At 70.9% G+C, this 15,419-nt stretch carries 16 protein-coding genes; 1 reads left to right on the plus strand and 15 read right to left on the minus strand.

Annotated features, from left to right (window positions below; all coding sequences use genetic code 11):
* Nucleotides 1–22: 22 nt before the first annotated feature.
* The 15 genes from CNX65_RS25055 to CNX65_RS25125 form a co-directional block, all read right to left on the minus strand.
* Complete coding sequence (locus tag CNX65_RS25055) at nt 23–1,498, minus strand: phage tail family protein (protein WP_096495962.1); 1,476 nt, start codon at nt 1,496–1,498, stop codon at nt 23–25.
* Nucleotides 1,499–1,509: 11 nt separating this feature from the next.
* On the minus strand, nt 1,510–5,235 hold the full coding sequence (locus tag CNX65_RS25060) for a phage tail tape measure protein (protein WP_096495963.1): 3,726 nt from the start codon (nt 5,233–5,235) through the stop codon (nt 1,510–1,512).
* A gap of 25 nt (nt 5,236–5,260) precedes the next feature.
* Nucleotides 5,261–5,593: a hypothetical protein gene (locus CNX65_RS25065; RefSeq protein WP_157767845.1), complete on the minus strand. Its 333-nt coding sequence runs from the start codon at nt 5,591–5,593 to the stop codon at nt 5,261–5,263.
* 167 nt (nt 5,594–5,760) lie between these two features.
* A complete protein-coding gene (locus CNX65_RS25070; protein WP_157767846.1) occupies nt 5,761–6,183 on the minus strand; it encodes a hypothetical protein in 423 nt (140 codons plus the stop codon).
* Entirely contained in the window at nt 6,180–6,770 is a 591-nt protein-coding gene (locus CNX65_RS25075; RefSeq protein WP_096495966.1) for a hypothetical protein, read from the minus strand. The genes CNX65_RS25070 and CNX65_RS25075 overlap by 4 nt, the downstream gene beginning before the upstream one ends.
* Before the next feature lie 62 nt (nt 6,771–6,832).
* Nucleotides 6,833–7,267, minus strand: coding sequence for a hypothetical protein (locus CNX65_RS25080; protein ID WP_096495967.1), 435 nt, complete (start codon nt 7,265–7,267; stop codon nt 6,833–6,835).
* 7 nt (nt 7,268–7,274) lie between these two features.
* Nucleotides 7,275–7,586, minus strand: coding sequence for an HK97 gp10 family phage protein (locus CNX65_RS25085; RefSeq protein WP_232520000.1), 312 nt, complete (start codon nt 7,584–7,586; stop codon nt 7,275–7,277).
* Nucleotides 7,583–7,945 (minus strand): hypothetical protein, encoded by a 363-nt coding sequence (locus CNX65_RS25090; protein ID WP_157767847.1) that lies wholly within the window; start codon nt 7,943–7,945, stop codon nt 7,583–7,585. The genes CNX65_RS25085 and CNX65_RS25090 overlap by 4 nt, the downstream gene beginning before the upstream one ends.
* A 159-nt stretch (nt 7,946–8,104) precedes the next feature.
* Nucleotides 8,105–8,503 (minus strand): hypothetical protein, encoded by a 399-nt coding sequence (locus tag CNX65_RS25095; protein ID WP_096495969.1) that lies wholly within the window; start codon nt 8,501–8,503, stop codon nt 8,105–8,107.
* Between the two features lie 13 nt (nt 8,504–8,516).
* Nucleotides 8,517–8,840: a hypothetical protein gene (locus CNX65_RS25100; RefSeq protein ID WP_096495970.1), complete on the minus strand. Its 324-nt coding sequence runs from the start codon at nt 8,838–8,840 to the stop codon at nt 8,517–8,519.
* A 17-nt stretch (nt 8,841–8,857) separates the two neighbouring features.
* Nucleotides 8,858–9,805 carry a major capsid protein gene (locus CNX65_RS25105; protein ID WP_096495971.1) on the minus strand — a complete coding sequence of 316 codons (948 nt, stop codon included), beginning with the start codon at nt 9,803–9,805 and terminating at the stop codon, nt 8,858–8,860.
* 66 nt (nt 9,806–9,871) lie between these two features.
* The gene (locus CNX65_RS25110; protein ID WP_096495972.1) at nt 9,872–10,504 is read right to left on the minus strand and encodes a hypothetical protein; all 633 of its coding nucleotides are present in this window, start codon (nt 10,502–10,504) and stop codon (nt 9,872–9,874) included.
* A gap of 69 nt (nt 10,505–10,573) precedes the next feature.
* The gene (locus tag CNX65_RS25115) at nt 10,574–11,629 is read right to left on the minus strand and encodes a hypothetical protein (RefSeq protein ID WP_157767848.1); all 1,056 of its coding nucleotides are present in this window, start codon (nt 11,627–11,629) and stop codon (nt 10,574–10,576) included.
* Nucleotides 11,629–13,131 (minus strand): phage portal protein, encoded by a 1,503-nt coding sequence (locus CNX65_RS25120; protein WP_096495974.1) that lies wholly within the window; start codon nt 13,129–13,131, stop codon nt 11,629–11,631. Before CNX65_RS25120 ends, CNX65_RS25115 begins: the two co-directional genes overlap by 1 nt.
* A 16-nt stretch (nt 13,132–13,147) precedes the next feature.
* On the minus strand, nt 13,148–14,800 hold the full coding sequence (locus CNX65_RS25125) for a hypothetical protein (RefSeq protein ID WP_096495975.1): 1,653 nt from the start codon (nt 14,798–14,800) through the stop codon (nt 13,148–13,150).
* 100 nt (nt 14,801–14,900) lie between these two features.
* Between CNX65_RS25125 and CNX65_RS25130 the strand changes: the two genes are divergently transcribed.
* A complete protein-coding gene (locus CNX65_RS25130) occupies nt 14,901–15,419 on the plus strand; it encodes a hypothetical protein (protein WP_096495976.1) in 519 nt (172 codons plus the stop codon).

The following is a 15,419-nucleotide window of genomic DNA, read 5'->3' on the forward strand; positions in this document are numbered from 1 at the left end:
GTGGGAAGAAGCGGGGGCGGGGTTACCACCAGCCGGGCGCCCATTCGGCCTCGGCGGTCGCGCTCGTGGGCGCGGGGTCGGCACTGCCGAACGCGACTCGGACGTCCTCACCGGGCGGGATCGGCCACCACTCGGCCTCGTCGAGGTAGCGCTCGGCGCGGCCGTTGAGCCAGGTGGTCAGCCGGTGCGGGTGGGTGTCGATTACGAGCCGGTCCGCAGGCGTGGTGTCGGTGGCTGCGGCCAGGACCCCGCTGTAGAGAAGCGTTTCCCCGGTGCTGGGCAGGTACAGACGCGGGGCGGTCACGGGGCCGGTGATCGTGTAGACCGGCCAGACCTCGGCGCCGCCGCTGTTGGCCAGCACCATGCTTCCGGTGCTGGCGGGAGCGCCCCAGTCCAGGCCGCCCGACCAGTCCAGCCCGACGGGGCTGTCGTAGGACGTGCTGCCCCACGGCTCGGAGGACCAGGCGCACCCCGTGCTGTGGCCGTCGAAGTAGGGGCCGGGGTCGGTTGTCCCGCTGGCGTGTTCCTCCACCAGCAGCGCCGTGGTGTCGAGCAGTTCGCCGACCTCGGCCGAGGCCACGCTCACCGACACCGTGACCGCGGACGCGCCCGGTGGTGCATCCGCGGCCAGGTGCAGTGGTGTCCACGGCCCCCAGGTGTTCAAGGGGACCTCGATGCGGTCGCCGGTGCCGACGCCGGTGTCGGCACCGGCTTCGGTGTGCCAGGCCAGCGAGAGCGTGGCTATTCCGCCGGTGGTGTGCCGAGCCCAGAGCGAGACCACGTACCGCCGTCCGGCGATGATCCCCGGAACGACCTGGCGCGAACCGATCGGGCCCGCCGCCGTGCACGTCGCCCTGGCGGTCGTCTGCACCGCGTCCACGCCGGGAATCGCCGTCGTGTACTCGCTGCTCGATGACACCGACTTGTCGTTGTGCGGCAACCACTGCACAGTGCTGTGAGGCCATCCGACCGGGTTGCGCGCCAGGTTCACCCGCGTCACCGAGTCACGTCCGGATTCCCAGTCCAGGCCGCCACCGGCCAGCGGCAGGGAGGTCGAGGCGCGCAGTGTTGCCCCGTACTTGACCGGGTCTGCCGCGGTCAACACCAGCTGCCAGTCAAACCGGGTCGGTGAGGTCCGTTCGAGCTGTGCGGCCACCTTGCGCACCACGGCGGATTTGGTGAGCACGGGCTCGGCGACGACCAGGCGCGCGGCACCGCGGCTCAACAGTGCGTTGAACGTGTTCACGGCCCGGTCCGCCCTTTCGGGCGTGCGGGCCGCGCACATCCCGGTCAGGGTGATCACGCGCGCGGTCCGCCACTGCTCGGCGGTGGAGTAGGTGCCGTGGTAGTTGGCCCGGTCGGTGTCGTCGGAGCGGACCTCGACCGGGCCGAACCACCCGGCATCGGTGTGCACGAACCACGCGGTGTCGTCGTCGTCGATCGCGTTGCCGGTCCACCCGTCCACCGACCACGTCGGCCGCGTGATGGGACGCGCCATCCGATCACCTCCTACCGCCTGGTGCGGGCCTGCCACGCGGCGGTGCTGGAGATCACCGCGGCCATGACGTGTGCGTCCTGGTTGCGCTGCACCGAGATGTTGTTGGTGATCACCGGTACGCCGGTGGCGGCAGCGCTGGCGGGTACCGGCGCCGACGCTGCCGGGGTGGCCAGCCCGCCCGAGGCGAACCGGCGGATCAGGTCGTAGCCCATCAACCGCGCGGTCTCGGCGAGGATGCCGGTCGAACGCGTCGACCCGTTCACCGGGATGTACGCCTCCCGGTGGGTCATCCGGTCCCCGATCACCCGCCAGGTGTTCGGATCGACGAACTGAGCCCACCCGCCGCGCATCGGCGTGAGCGGGTGGATGCCGCCGTCGGCGTAGGCCACGACGGACGGGGCGAGCAGGTTGCCGTCGTGGTTGACCGCCATCGGACCGTTGGGCATGGATTTGCCGCTGGTGTAGATGACCGTGACGTACTTCGTGGCCGGTGCGGTGGCGGCGGCGATCTTCTGATTGAAGTCGGAATCGTTGCCCCGCAACACGATCTCCTTGCCGCCGGGCACGTTGTTGACTTCCAGCCCGACCGCGCGCAACCGCTCGACGGCCTGGTCCGACAGCGTCTCCACCGTGATGCTGCGGCGGTCCGGTACCTGCTCGGCCTGCCACTTGAGCAACTGGAGTTCCAGCGTGGTCTTGTCGACGTCCTGGGCATCGATCAGCGTGACCACCTGGCTGGGGAGCAACCCGTACTGGTTCGCCAGCGCCTCGGCCTCGGCGCGGCCGATGCCCATAGCCTCGGCCGCCGCGTAGAACCCGTCACGTGCGCTGGCGACCTCGGCACCCGCTTTCGCCAGCGCCGTCGTGACGTCCTCGCCCTGCGCCCGCGCCAGCTCGTAGGTTTTCAGCGCGGTGTCAGCGGTGGCATCGCGCAGGTCGGTCAACACGCTGTGCAGCCCGCGGGCGTTCTCCTGCGTCGTGTCCAAGCGTCCCTGCGCGGTCAGCAGCTCCCCGCCCCACCCCTTCGTGCGGTCGACGTTCTCACCGAACTTCTCGGACAACCGAGCCAACTGCTCGTGCATCCTGGACTGCGCGGCCACCAGGTCCACCGAGCCGCCCGAGAGCGCGTCGAGCGCGTTCTTGAGCGCGCGGGCCTTGTCGTCGGCGCTGCCGGTCTCGTCGGCCAGGACGCCCATCGCGGCGGCGAATTCCCTACCGGACGCCGTGCCGTCGACCATCGATGCCCGGCCCTCGCGTAGCGCCTGGTCGAGGTCGCGTTGCTTCTGGTCAGCCTCCTGGTACTGCCGGGCCAGCCCGTCGATCTCACCGAGCAGGTCTTGTGCCGCTTTTCCTTGCTCTGTAAGACTTTTCGTCTCACTGACGACACCGGATTTCCATCCGGTGCTGTTAGTCACCCAGCGGGTCTGCTCCTGAATGATCGAGTTCAACCGGCCGCGCACCCCGTCGAGCGCGTCCGAGTTGCCGAGGGTGGCCTCGGTCAGATCGGACAGGCTGATCCCCGCCGCGCGGGCCGCGTCAGCGACCGTCCGCCCGGACTCGGCGACCTTCTCGGACTGGAGCTGCTGCGCCTGGTGCGCGCGCACCGACTCGGTGATGCGCCCGGAGGACTCGCTCAGCGCAGCCGCGAGCGCGTCCACCGCCGAGCTGTGCTGCCGAGCCCGTTCCGCCGCCGCTTCCTGGCGGCCGGATAGCAGGGACAGCCCCAGCGCCACACCGCCGATGGCCAGGCCCACCGGCCCACCGAGGGCGGACACCAGCGCACCGGTCCCCACCCGCAGCGCGGTGCCGCTGGCCGCAGCGACCCCCGCAGCCGTGCCGAACCGGGTCGCACCAACGGCGGCCTGCTCGAAGCTGCCCCGGACCGCTGCGAGCGCTGGCGAACGCTCGGCGAGCGTGCCCATCGCGGCGGACATGCGCCCGATGGGCTCGCCGGTGGCGGCGGCGCCCGCGCGGATAGCGGCGGTCTGATCGGTGAACGCGCGCGCGCTCTCCACCGCGGGCACGGTGCTGGTGCGGTAGGCGGCCATCGCGGCACCGAGCTTGCCAACCTCCTGGCCGCCGCTCTGCGCGAGAGCCTGCTGGGTGCGCATCTCGCCGCTGAACTGCCGCAGACCGGACAGCACGGTGCTGTCGCCGAGGCGCCCCTGCGCGAGACGGAACGCGCCCAACGCGAGGATGCCGGTCTGCACCGGGCCCGGCAGGTCGTTGAACAGCCCCAGCACAGTGCTCAGTGCCTTGCCCACGGGCACCAGGACGCCCGACAGCGCCTCGACGGCGCCCCCGAGCACCCCGACCACGGTGGACAGGGTGCCGACCACGCCGGTGCCCTCGCCCGATGCGGTGGCCAGCTCGCCTACCTCGCGGGCCACCGGGCGGGCGGCCTGCACGGTGGTGTCCAGCACGCCGGTGAAGTCGTTCCACAGCTCGATGCCGGTGTTCACCGAGGTGTTGAGCGGTTCGAGCGCGCCGGTGCCCAGCGGCCCCAGCACGTCGGACACCGCAGCACCGACGACGTCGGCGCGGGCCTCGATCGCCGCAGCCAACCGAGGTCCGTACAGCTCCCCGGCCGCGACCGTGGTTTCCAGCCGCGAGGCCACCGCCGGGCCCAACTGGTCAAGGCGCGTCGCGGTCGCGCGCACCACGCGCTCCAGCGGTTCGTCAACCGCGTCGTAGATCCCGATCGCAGCGGACTCCAGCTGCGACTGCAACGCGTCCATCGCGCCGCCGAGCCCGGCCGTCTTGGCGGCGGCGACGTCGGCCGCACCGCCCTGCCTACCAACGGCTTCCGCCATGTCATCGAACGCGGTGGCACCGCTGGCCGCGAGTGATGCCGCCACGGTCATGCCCTCGGTGCCGAACGCGGTCGCGGCGGCTGCGGCGAACGACTCCTGCGTCATGCGCTGCTGCGCCTCGGACAGCTGTTCGGTGATCGAGCGCAACCCGACGAACCGACCGGTGGCGTCGAACGCGGTGATACCCAACTCGCCCAGTGCCTTGGACGCGGGGCCGCTCGGGGCGGCGAGACTGGCCAGCATCCCCCGCAGGGACGTACCGGCCTGCTCCCCTCGAATGCCTTGCGTGGCAACGACACCGATAGCCGAGGCCACCTCGTCGATCGACACCCCGACGGACTGCGCCACCGGCCCGACGTACTGGAGGGCGTTCGCCACGTCCATGATCTCGCCGGATGCGGCATTCGCCACGTTGGCCAGCACGTCGGCGACGTGGCTCGCCTGGTCGGCGGCCAAGCCGAATTGGTTCAGTGCGTCGGACTGCACGCCTGCGGCTTCTGCGGCCTCGACCTGCGCGGCGGCGGCCAGTTGCAGAGTGCCGCGCGCGGCGGTCATCGCCTGGTCGATGTCCAGTCCGCCCTTGGCCAGTTCCCGCATGGCGCTGGCGGCGTCGGCGGCGCTGGTCGCCGGGAGCGTGAGGTCGGAGCCGAGTTCGTTGGCCACTTCGGACACGCGGGCCATCTCGAACCCGGTGGCCTCGCTCACCGCGCTGATCTCGTTCAGGGCACCGGTGTACTCGTTGCCGAGCTGGATCGCCTCGGTGAACCCCTTGGCGGCCAGCGCGGTACCTCCCACGATGGCCAGGCCGAGGGTCTTCATGCCACCGGAGACCCGGCTTGCGGACTGGTTCAGGCCGGTGTCGAGGTCTCGTTGCCAGGTGCCGAAATCGGGGCGAATCAGGATGTCGAGCGCGCCGCCGGGCATCGTCACCTCCCCGCGGTGTGCCGTCCTACTGCTGCCGGAGACGACCCGCGAACACGGCGGCCAGGGTGTCGAACCCGTCGGACCCGAGGCCGCCGTCCTGCCCCGTGGTCTCCGGTTCGACGGCGGTGGCGCCGAGTCCAGCAAGGCGCTCGGTGTAGGCGCGGAGCAGTTGCTCGCCGATCGCGGCCGGACGCAGTGCCACCGGGACCACAGGTGCGTGCCTGGGGGGCCGTCGCCCGGCCGTGCGTGCGCGGGCTGCCTTGACTTCGGGGTCGTCCGGGTCAGTGACGCGGTCCGTCCACGCGGTCTCGGCGAGATGGCTGGCCACGTCGACCAGCTGCGCCACGTTCTCCTCCAACAGGCTCCACGCGCCCTCTTGGCGGGCGAGCGCGCTTTCTGGTGGGAGCCCGCGCACGCACGCCAGGAAGTCGGCGACAGGCAGCGTGCTCCAGGCGTTCCGCAGCGACCAGGGGTAGTACCGGGCGAAATCGGCGGTCAGGGCGTCCCACCACGGTCCGAGGACCGTCAGGAGGACGCCGAGCGTCCCCCCTGTTCGTCGACCCCCTCGGCTGCGTCCTGGTCCTCGTCGGCAGGGGTGCGGGTGAGTACCCCGGCGGTGCGCATGATCCGCGCCAAGATCACGTTCATGTGCTCGCGCGGGAGCACGTCGAGCTGGGCGTTTAGCTGCTCGGCGAGCGCGGGTTCGGTGAGCAGCATGGCCAGTGATGCGGCGTCCTGACCCTTGGAGACGGTGTGCCAGTACTCGACGTACTCCTCGGGGGTCAGGTCGCGCCGCACGGCGAAGTCGAGCCCGAACAGCCGCTTGGGTGCCGGGGTGAGCTGGCGGGCGACGACGAGCGCGCCCAGGTCCTCCACATCGGCAGGCTGGGCGCTCTTGCGGGTCGCGGGCATGGCTTTCTCCTTGTTCTGCAATGGTTTCGTGGTCATGCCGCGAGGGGGTTCCAGTTGCTCAGCGGTACTACGGCCTCGGACTCGATGGACGGTGCGAGACAGGTGATCTCGAATTCCCAACCGTCGAGGTCGTCGTCGTTCTTGATCTCTTCGGGGTCCTGGGAGAGTTTCGCCCGTTCGATCCAGAACGCCATCTTGCGACCGCCGGGGCCGCGCAGCTGGAGCAGCAGGGAGAACTCGTCACCCTCGGTGCCACGGTTCCACCGCCACTGACCGGCACCTGCGGTCGTCTCGGTGATGCTGCCGCCGCGCAGCTTGGTGAGGATGGCCGCCTTGGAGTACTGCGAGACGCGGAACCGGATTCGGGTGGTGGTCTGCCCCTCGTGCTCGAAGAACGGGCCCCCGGATTCGTTGTTCCACACGTCGTACGACTTGACGTCCTGGGTGGGGGTGATGTTGAAACCGGCTTTGACGCCGCCGAATGCGGACATCGCGGCCGGGGTGGTGTCGCCGGTGGTCGGGCTGTTGCCGAAGACATCGGCGGGGATGACCGCCCCGCCTGGTCCCCGCCAGGCGTCGCCGTCGACCCACAGCACCGCCTGCGCGGCGTTGGCCTGGGACATGGGATCTCCTGCACTCCCGCACTATGCGGGGCTGAAAGCGTTGTGCTGTAAGGAAAATCAGGTCATTCGTGGAGTTGCAGGCGCAGCTCGGCACGCACGAAAGCGCCGTACAGGGGTGTGCCCGCGCCGCGGGTGGTGTCTGGTGCGTGCGGCTGCGGCCCGTCGACCAGGCGCAGGGAGTAGGTGACGGTCCGCCAGGTGCTCGCGCGCACGGCACCGAGCACGCGGGCTGCCTCAGCCGCGATCGCCCACGCCTGCCCCTCGGGGTCGGCGGTGCTGCTCGGTGGAGCCCACCCGGACACCTGCACCAGCGGGGCGAACGCGATTCCGTGGCCGTCGATCGAGGCGACGGAGGGGACCTGCACGCGGGCGAACGGTCCGCGCAGCGGGTCCGGTGTCCGGGGACCGATGCCCGCAGGCGCGGACTGGACGAACACCGGGTCGGCCCGCAGGTGCGCGAGGACCGCACCGGCCAACCAGGGCAGCACCAAGGGCACGCCGGGATCACCGCCTCGGCCTGGTGCCGCGGTACCTGCCGTGGCGGCGAGCGGCGTCGGTCAATGTCGCCTGCGCCTCGCTGTCCGCGGTCCCGTATTCCTTGAACGCGCCGAGCGGGTCGGTGTCGACGACGCGGACGTGATCACCGTCGGCCACCACGCCGATGCCGTCGCGGAACGCACCGGTGAGCACGCGCGCGGTGTCGCGGGCTTCCTCCGCGATCGTCGAGGCGATGGTGACGCGGCCGTCGTAGGACGCGGTCAGAGCCTCACGGACGGACTGCTCCGGGTAGACGGTGACGCGGGCGCTCACGGTCACGGGGGCACCTCCTGCATGTCGGAGATCAGCACCAAGGCCGCAGCAAGGAAGCCGCCCCGGTCGCCGGGGGCGCTGTCCACCACGTAGCGCGTGCCGGTGGTGAGGTCGAGCACCGTGGCGCCAGCGACGAGCACACCGGACAACGCGCGCTCGAACAGCGCGCCGTGGTCGGTGACCCGCACAGCCGCGGTGGTGGTCGCGTTGCCGCTGACGGTCGTCGAGCGGCGCCAGATCGCGGCCCACCCGGTCGAGATGACCGGAGCCAGGTGTACCGGCTCACCGGTGACCGGATCAGGGATCGGCGACACCGGGCCCGGACGGCTCACGCGCACCTCGCGGTCCAGTCGTGGCCTGCCCATCGGGCACCCCCTCCCCGTCGATCAGGTGCGCCGTCCCTGCGGCCAGGGCGGCGACGACCCAGGGCGCCCACCGCGAGGCGTGGTGGACCCGCCCTGCGCCGTCGCGGACCCGCACGACTTCGTGTACCGGCTGTACCGGTGCGGTGGTGCGCTTCGTGGTCACCGCGGGTCTCCGATCGGCGGGTGCGCGCCGTTGTGGACCAGTTCGTAAACCCCCGCCTCGGGGATCATCGGCGTGAGGCTGCGGAGCTGGTCGAGCTGGTCGAGGCTGAACATGCCGCCGCCGCTGGCGCGCTCCTGCTCGTAGCTGTACTCGCCGCCGTACTGCTCGGCGGTCTTGCCGGGGGTCAGGCCCATGCGGACCAGCACTGCCCAGCAGACGACGCCACCGGCGACGCGGAGCACGTCCGGGTCGTCGGTGGTGACCAGGACCGGGGCAACGCGGCGGGCCTCGGCCAGCGCGTCGGCGAGCAGCGCGGCGACGCGGTCCTCGTCGCCAGGCAGCACGGTGCCGGTCGGCGCGCGGTCGCGCACATCCTGCACGGTCAGGGTCAGCATGGGGCCCTCCCCGTCAGTCCGTCACCGGCGTGGCGGTTGTCGTGCCTGCGGTCAGGTCGTGGGTGACGGTGACCCGCTGGCCGTCCGGTCGAACGCGCTGGTACGTCTCGATCCTCGATGGAGCGCTCGGCGCCTGCGCGTCCGTGCGTCCCACCGGGATCACCGCGTTGACCATGCCGTGTCCGGCCAAGGCCGCCGCCGCCTTGTCCGGCACGGCGGAGACGGCGACCTCGGCGGGGTCGGTGGTGTCCGCGGGGCCGTCACCGGTCGCGGTCACGGACGGCCGGTCCAAGTGACTGTCCAGGGTGGTCTGATTGCTGGTCTTGCGGGCAGCCACTGGGCTACCTCCTTTCGTCACCGGGACAGCACGCCGCGCAGCCGCGCAGCCGCGCGACCGCCGAAGGTCGCCATCCCGCAGAAGAACTCGATGCGGGTCCGGTACGCGGGCTTGTCGTCGACCTCGCCAAGGTCGCGCACGTCCACCCCGCCGTTGGTCAGGCCCGTCACGGCCTCATCGCTCTCGTCCTGGCCGAACTTCACCGCGTAGACGGAGCTGGTGTTGGTGGCGGTGCCCATCGTCTCGTTCTGCGGCAGGATGTCCGTGCCAGCTCTCGTGGTGCCGGGGTCCAGGATCGGCACCCCGTTCCACGTGGCCACGCGCTTGCCGGTCATGTCCTCCTTGACCATCTCCACGCCGCCGAGCCGGCGACCCGCGCTCTTGATCTTGGCGATCACCGCCGCGTTGGCGTACGCCACGTCCGGCCCACCGCGAACAGCCGCGAACAGCGCTTCCAGTTGGTCGAAGAAGTCCTGTGCGTCCGAGCCGCCGTTGCCGACCACGGGCAGACCGTTGGTTCCCGCATCGATGACCTGAGGGCCGGTGAGCCGCTTCCGGAGCCCGTCGAACCCCTTCGGGTCAACGACCACGTCGCCGTTGAAGAAGTAATCCTGGAACTTGTAGGAGGCGGACTTGACCTTGGCGCGGGTCTGCTGCGCGCGCTGGTCGGTGAGGTTGCTGCGGGTCCGCTGGATGAAGGTGTCCACGTCGGCGTCACCGCCGAGGATCGCCAGGGACTCGCTGGCCTGCACGAAGGTACCGGTGGACTCGGTGTACGCCTCGTTCACGCCGCGGAACGCCACGTCCGGCAGCGTCCCCTCCTTGTTGTAGGAGTAGGCGTTGCCCTCGATCTGCATCAGCGGAAGCCGGTCCAGAATCGGGGATTCCTGCACGAACACTTCCATCACGCCGCGCGCCAACTGGTTCTGTGAGAGCACGGCGGCCTGGGCAAGAGTCACTGCCATGACGGGGTTTCCGTCCTTTCTGGATGCCCCTCGGCGGCAGCGGCCGACCAGGGCGGGGGAATCGGGCTACTTCTTCGCTCCGGCCGCGTAGGCGGCGCTGAGCCGACCCAGTCCGGGGGCGACGGGCGCGCCTGAGGTGGTGCCCCCGGCGCCGATACCCGCGTCCGCCGGGGACGCGGTCCCAGTGGTGCTCTGCTTGAGCAGGTAGGGCTTTGCCTTGGCCAGCTCGTCGACGAGCTGCTTCACAGCGGCCTGGTCGACCTCACCGGTGTCGGTGACCTTTACCGCGGACAACTGCTCGCGCAGTGCAGCCAGGGCGTCGCCGGGGTCGGCGAACCCGCCCGATGCGGCTGCGATGCGCACCTCGGCGGAGACCAGGCGGGCGTTCGCCGCCGTGGTCGCAGTGTTGGCACCCTCCCGGCGGGCGGCGTCGAGAGCCTTCTCCTCGGCGCTCTTGTTCGCGTCGCGGAGCTGCTGCAACTCGGCTTCGAGCGCGGCGGCGCGCTTCTCTGCGGCACCGCGCTGCTTGCGCTCTTCGGTGAGCGCCTTCTTGCCGGCATCACCGAGCTGATCGTCGGCCGTCGGTGCCGGGGCGGGCTGCGTGCCGGCACCGCCACCACCGGTGGTGCCGTTGGGCTCGCCGCCCTGCGGGGCCGTGCGCAGGTAACGGGACATGGTCCGGCCGTTGGTGCGGTACATCGGGGGTCCCCTCGGGGGTCGGGCCCCGGCATCGCGCTCAGGGCCGGTGAGAGCCGGACCCGTCGCGGGTCACAGCAGGTAGCCGAACCGCCGGAGCAGCCGCAGTGCGTGCTCCCGGTCGTCGGCCAGTTCGTAGATCGATTCGGGCATCAGGCGCGGCGTGGTGGCGCGCCGGTAGCGGTCGCCGAGCAGCCGCGCCAAGCCCTCGGCGGCAAGCCGCTGTCCGGCCAGGCCGCGCACGGTGGTGCCCTCGGTGGTGACGTAGACCTCGCGGCCGTCCACGGTGACCGGCCGCAGGCGTCCGGCCGCGCGTCCCTCGCGGAGCGCGGCAGCCTCCTCCGGCGTGATCCGGGAACCGGCGCCCGCCAGCCCATACGCGCCCTGCCGGGCGTTGACCACCTGGCCGATGTCGGCCCCGTCCCGGATGGCCTGCGCGCCCGCGCTCGTGAACACCCGATCCTGTTCGGACTCGCTCAGGGCGTCGAAATACTGCCGGGGCGAGGTGGTCAAGTCCGGGGCGCTCTCCGCCGCGGGGATGTGCCGGCAGTCGCAGCGGTGGTGACGACGGAACGCCGTCCGGCGTCCGTAGACCCGGCCCGCCAGCACGGCGCATCGCGCGCACGTGGGCGGTACCAGCATCCGCACGTAACCGCGGGTGCGCGGCGACGCGATCCCGGCAACCCCCTCGGCCTGCCGTCCCGCGTCGGCCACCGCGGTCGACACCAGCGTCACGACCGTGAGCTGTGCGCGACGCTGCGCCTCGGCGAGCGGCAACCCCGCGTCGAGCGCTCTGGCGCGCACCGACACCGGCGCCAGGATCAACGTGTCCAGCAGCGATAGCGCCGAGTCGACCAGCCCGCCGAACGCCTCGGCGGGCACCTCGCCGTCGAACGCCGCCTCGACCCCCTGCGCGGTCAGCGCGGCGCCCACGTAGTCCTGCGCACCACCAGCCGCTGCGGTCTGCGCGATCATGACCGCCTCGGCCAGCACCGCCGCCACGTCGGGCCACGACGCCGAGCCGTCCACCCACGCGCGCTCGGCGAGGTCGGTGGCGCGGTAGACCAGGCCCTGTTGCCGCCGGTAGTGCTCGGTGCCCAGCGCAAGCAGTTCCCCGCCGAGCCCCATCACGCCGCCACGGGCTCGCCGGGCTGCTGGAACTTCGGCATGGTCAGCACCGAGGCCAGGTCACCGCCCGCCAGGCGGGCTGCTGCGGCGGCCTGGTGCTGCGTGAACTGCGAACGCCAGCGCTCCTGGTCCTGCGGGGTAGCACCGGGGATCATCTCCCGCCCGGACTCGGGCGCGAGTACCGGACCGCCCACCAACTTGGTGATCGCATCGACCACCTGACCGATGCTCACGCTCTCCGTCTTGCGCCACATCGCCTGCGTGGCAAAGGGTTTCGTTCCCGAACCGGCCAACAGCGCGGCCTTGCCCATGACCTCCTCCCACGCCGCGGCGTCGGTGGTGCACGCCGCCGCAACCTTGCGCGTGAGCGTGGTCTCGGCGGCGGTCAACGCCTCGGCGCTCAGGTTCGACAGCTGACCGAGCAGGTAGTGCGGCGGGGTCTGCGACGTCGCCGAGAGGTGCTGCACGTGCGACGACATGGCGTCGGCGTACGCCCTGAGATCGGACTCGCTGAACTCGAAGATTTTCGTATCAGCACCGGGGAAAACCCATGTCCGATCGACGCCCGCGCGCGGCACCGGCGACATCAACGGTTTGGGCTGTCCGGTGTGCGGGTCGATGATCGGGCGCCCCTCGGCGTCGACCTGCGGGATGGGCCTGCCCTCGGCGTCGCGCATCAGCGGGTCGAAACCAATCACGCCGCGCTGCCGGAAAGCGGCGAACTGCATGGCCAACATCAGGTTGAATCGCGTCGTGTTGATGCTGTCCTGCAACGGGATCAAGCGCTCGATTTCCGAGTAGCAGCGTCCCTCGGAGTCCTGGTCGTTGGGGAAGGCGACGAACGGGATGCCGTGCGGGTGCGTGCCGCTGGCGACCAGTGTCCAGCCACCGCCGAGCCACCCGGCGCCGCCCGCCATCGCTGTTCGGCGGTACCGAATCCAGCTGGTCTCGTCGTAGACCACCGCGTGCTCTACGTCCGTCCACTGCGGCTGACCGGTCGTCCGACTCGGGGTCTTGGTGGTCCAGTTCTTGACTGCCCACCCGATGCGGAACGGGTTGTCGTCGTGCGGGAACAGGAAGACCCGGCGCGGCGACTCCGGTGTGATCAGCGGCAGGGCACCCTGCTGCGGCCACACCGACACGATGCCCTGTCCGTACACCATGCGGTCGCTGTAGACCATCGACTGACGGCCATGGAGCTGGTTCGTGCGCCAGATTTCCCACGTGGCCGCGTCAGCTTCCTCGTCCGGGCGGCCGTCGGCGTTGGTGCGGAACCCGTCGACGGCCTGGCGCTGCACGGCGGCCTTCTCGACCAGGTCCAGCCACGGCGCCATGCTCATTTCGCGCAGCCGCAGGTACTCGTTGCTGACGCCGTCGGGCGCGTAGGGGCGGTCCTGCCCGGTGCCGGTGGCGTACCCCTTCCAGCGGTCCAGGTCCGGTCTGCGCTGCCTAAGCTCGTAGAGGCCCAGTTCCCTGCACTCGGCTGCGGTACGGGGGTCCAAGCGTCACCCCCGATCGTCAGTTGAATCCGTAGTAGACGGTCGAGATGTGCCGCTGTTTGACCGGTGCGGCGGTGAGGACGTCGGCGCGCGCCTGGTAGGCCAGCGCGCCGCCCATCAAGGCGTCGATCTTGCGGTTCGAGCGCGGGGTCTCCTTGCGGATCAGCCTCATGCCGCGGGCCCTTCTGACGTAGGCGTTGCCGACGTGCTCGGCCATCGTCGTGTCGCCGTCGTTGGGCACCAGGCCCGCGATCAGGTCGGCGCGCAGCCGGTCCAGAGCCTCACCGGCGCGCTTGTCGCCGTTGGTCTCGTAGGCGCGGACGCGCTGCTCCTGGCCGCCGTAGAGCTTGACCCACGTCTCGATGTCGCTGCGCCACTCGTGCGGGTCGCAGTACATCAGCCGCACCCGGTAGGTGCGGAACGCAGCGGCGACGCGCTCGTTCACCTCGCCGCGCGGCACCGACCAGTGCGCGCCGCGCGGCCCGTCGGGCTTGGCCCAGATCCCCAGCACGAACAGCAGGCCGTCGGACAGCCTGCACCCGATGAGGACGGTCGCGTCGTCATTGATCGAACCGTCGAACCCGACGGTGATCTCGTCACCGGGTGCGAGCGGGTGGGCCTGCGCGCCGAGCCGGGTCCCGCACTCCCAGTGCTGCGGGTCGATCCACGTGTCCGAGGCAACCGAACCCCGGTTCAGGAAGTACCGTTCGGCGTCCGCAGGGTCCTGCTGGCGCAGCATCTTGCGGTAGATGCGTTCGGGATCAAGGAAGTGCGCTTTGCCGCGGGCCTGGCGGATCTGCCGGAGCGTGTGCTCCTTGTCCGCCAGGTCGAACTTCCCGCTGGCCTGCCGGTGGTTGACGTACAGCCCCAGCTCGGCGCCGCGCTCCTTGTACTCCCGGAACGTCGTTTCCGCGACGGACAGCTCACCGCGCCGGTACATCGTGGTCGTCTGGAGCAACCAAGGCTCGGCAAGTCCGCGCTTGGCCAGGTTCCGGGAGACCGTCTCGTACATGGCGATCAGTTCGCGCAGGATGTACAGGTGCGTCTCGTCGGCGACGACGAAGCTTTCCTTGCCGCCGTCCTTGGAAGCGGAACCCGTTGTGCAGTAAAGGATTTTGCCGCCGCCCGCATCCTCGTCGAAGTCCGCGAACTCGTCGGCCAGGGCGCCGTCGTCGGTGGGCAGCAGGATGCGCGTAGAGGTCTTCCAGTCCCGGCCGTAGTCCACGCCCTCGAACACCGGGTTCCCGCGGGTCCTGCCGACGTGGACGATGTAGGCGACGACCGCGTACGTGTTCTCCGCAGCCTGCCCCTCTTCGGTGGCCAGGATCTTGATCAGGGGCGAGCGGACGCGCCGCCCGACCGGTTGGCCGCTCTCGTCCCAATGGGAAAACCGGACGGCCGCGAACGCCTCGGCAAGCACGATCCACGCCGCCAGCTCGCTTTTCGCCCACCCCTTCATCCGGGAGATGACGGCCTCGTCGTAGAGCCGCTTTCCGGTGGTCGGGTCCAGTTCGTAGACGTCGACCAGGAAGTCCAAGCGTTCATCGTCGAGCTGGACCGGACGGCCTTGGACGTCACCGGGGCCGTGGACGCAGTTCGCCTCGATCCATGCCGCGATCTCGTAGCCGAGCGAGCACTTGTGCCCCTCGAACAGCGGGCCCGACCACCCCACGGGGATCACCTCCCCGCAGCGCGCCACCGCCCGCGCTGGTGCCGTACCGGCCCGCAAATCGGCCTATTTCTGTTGCCAGGTAAGGGATAGCGTCTGCTCTATGGCGGTTGACGTGCACGTGATGGGAGAAGGCGGGGCAGCGAGGCGCCTGGTCGCCGCGCTCGGTGAGTCGCTGGAGCTGGCGATGCGCTCGCGCAGCGCCGGAATGAGGAACCGGTCCGACGGCGTGCGACTGTTCGGCCAGGCCCGCCCGCACGCGAACGAACCCGTGGCGGAGTTGGCGGTACCCGAGCTAGCCGCGGCATTCACTCTGGTACCGGACCAGGGCGGGCGGGTGCGGCTGAAACTGACCGGGGAGGAGCCCGAGCTGCGGGCTGTCCTCACGGCGCTGCGCCCGCTGTTGAGCCTGCTGGTCTACCCGGCCGAGGCATACCGGGCGGACGGCATTCTCGGGTGGGCGGTCTACCTGCACGTCGAGACGACCACCTTGCCCGAGCCCACCGGTCCGGTCGCGGACACCGTCCCCGAGCAGCCCCGCGGTTCTCGGTGGGCACCGTCGGAGCGCGCCGACCGGCGCCCGGTCACCGGGCGCCGCGCGCTGCCCCGCGGGCGCCGGTGA

It is taken from the genome of Actinosynnema pretiosum (assembly GCF_002354875.1).
GTDB classification, from domain to species: domain Bacteria; phylum Actinomycetota; class Actinomycetes; order Mycobacteriales; family Pseudonocardiaceae; genus Actinosynnema; species Actinosynnema auranticum.

Bases quoted from the DNA above. Each gene is read 5' to 3' on its own strand.
- CNX65_RS25055 (WP_096495962.1), bottom strand. From the start codon at position 1,498: ATGGCGCGTCCCATCACGCGGCCGACGTGGTCGGTGGACGGGTGGACC.
- CNX65_RS25060 (WP_096495963.1), bottom strand. From the start codon at position 5,235: ATGCCCGGCGGCGCGCTCGACATCCTGATTCGCCCCGATTTCGGCACC.
- CNX65_RS25070 (WP_157767846.1), bottom strand. From the start codon at position 6,183: ATGACCACGAAACCATTGCAGAACAAGGAGAAAGCCATGCCCGCGACC.
- CNX65_RS25075 (WP_096495966.1), bottom strand. From the start codon at position 6,770: ATGTCCCAGGCCAACGCCGCGCAGGCGGTGCTGTGGGTCGACGGCGAC.
- CNX65_RS25090 (WP_157767847.1), bottom strand. From the start codon at position 7,945: ATGGGCAGGCCACGACTGGACCGCGAGGTGCGCGTGAGCCGTCCGGGC.
- CNX65_RS25095 (WP_096495969.1), bottom strand. From the start codon at position 8,503: ATGCTGACCCTGACCGTGCAGGATGTGCGCGACCGCGCGCCGACCGGC.
- CNX65_RS25105 (WP_096495971.1), bottom strand. From the start codon at position 9,805: ATGGCAGTGACTCTTGCCCAGGCCGCCGTGCTCTCACAGAACCAGTTG.
- CNX65_RS25110 (WP_096495972.1), bottom strand. From the start codon at position 10,504: ATGTACCGCACCAACGGCCGGACCATGTCCCGTTACCTGCGCACGGCC.
- CNX65_RS25115 (WP_157767848.1), bottom strand. From the start codon at position 11,629: ATGGGGCTCGGCGGGGAACTGCTTGCGCTGGGCACCGAGCACTACCGG.
- CNX65_RS25130 (WP_096495976.1), top strand. From the start codon at position 14,901: ATGGCGGTTGACGTGCACGTGATGGGAGAAGGCGGGGCAGCGAGGCGC.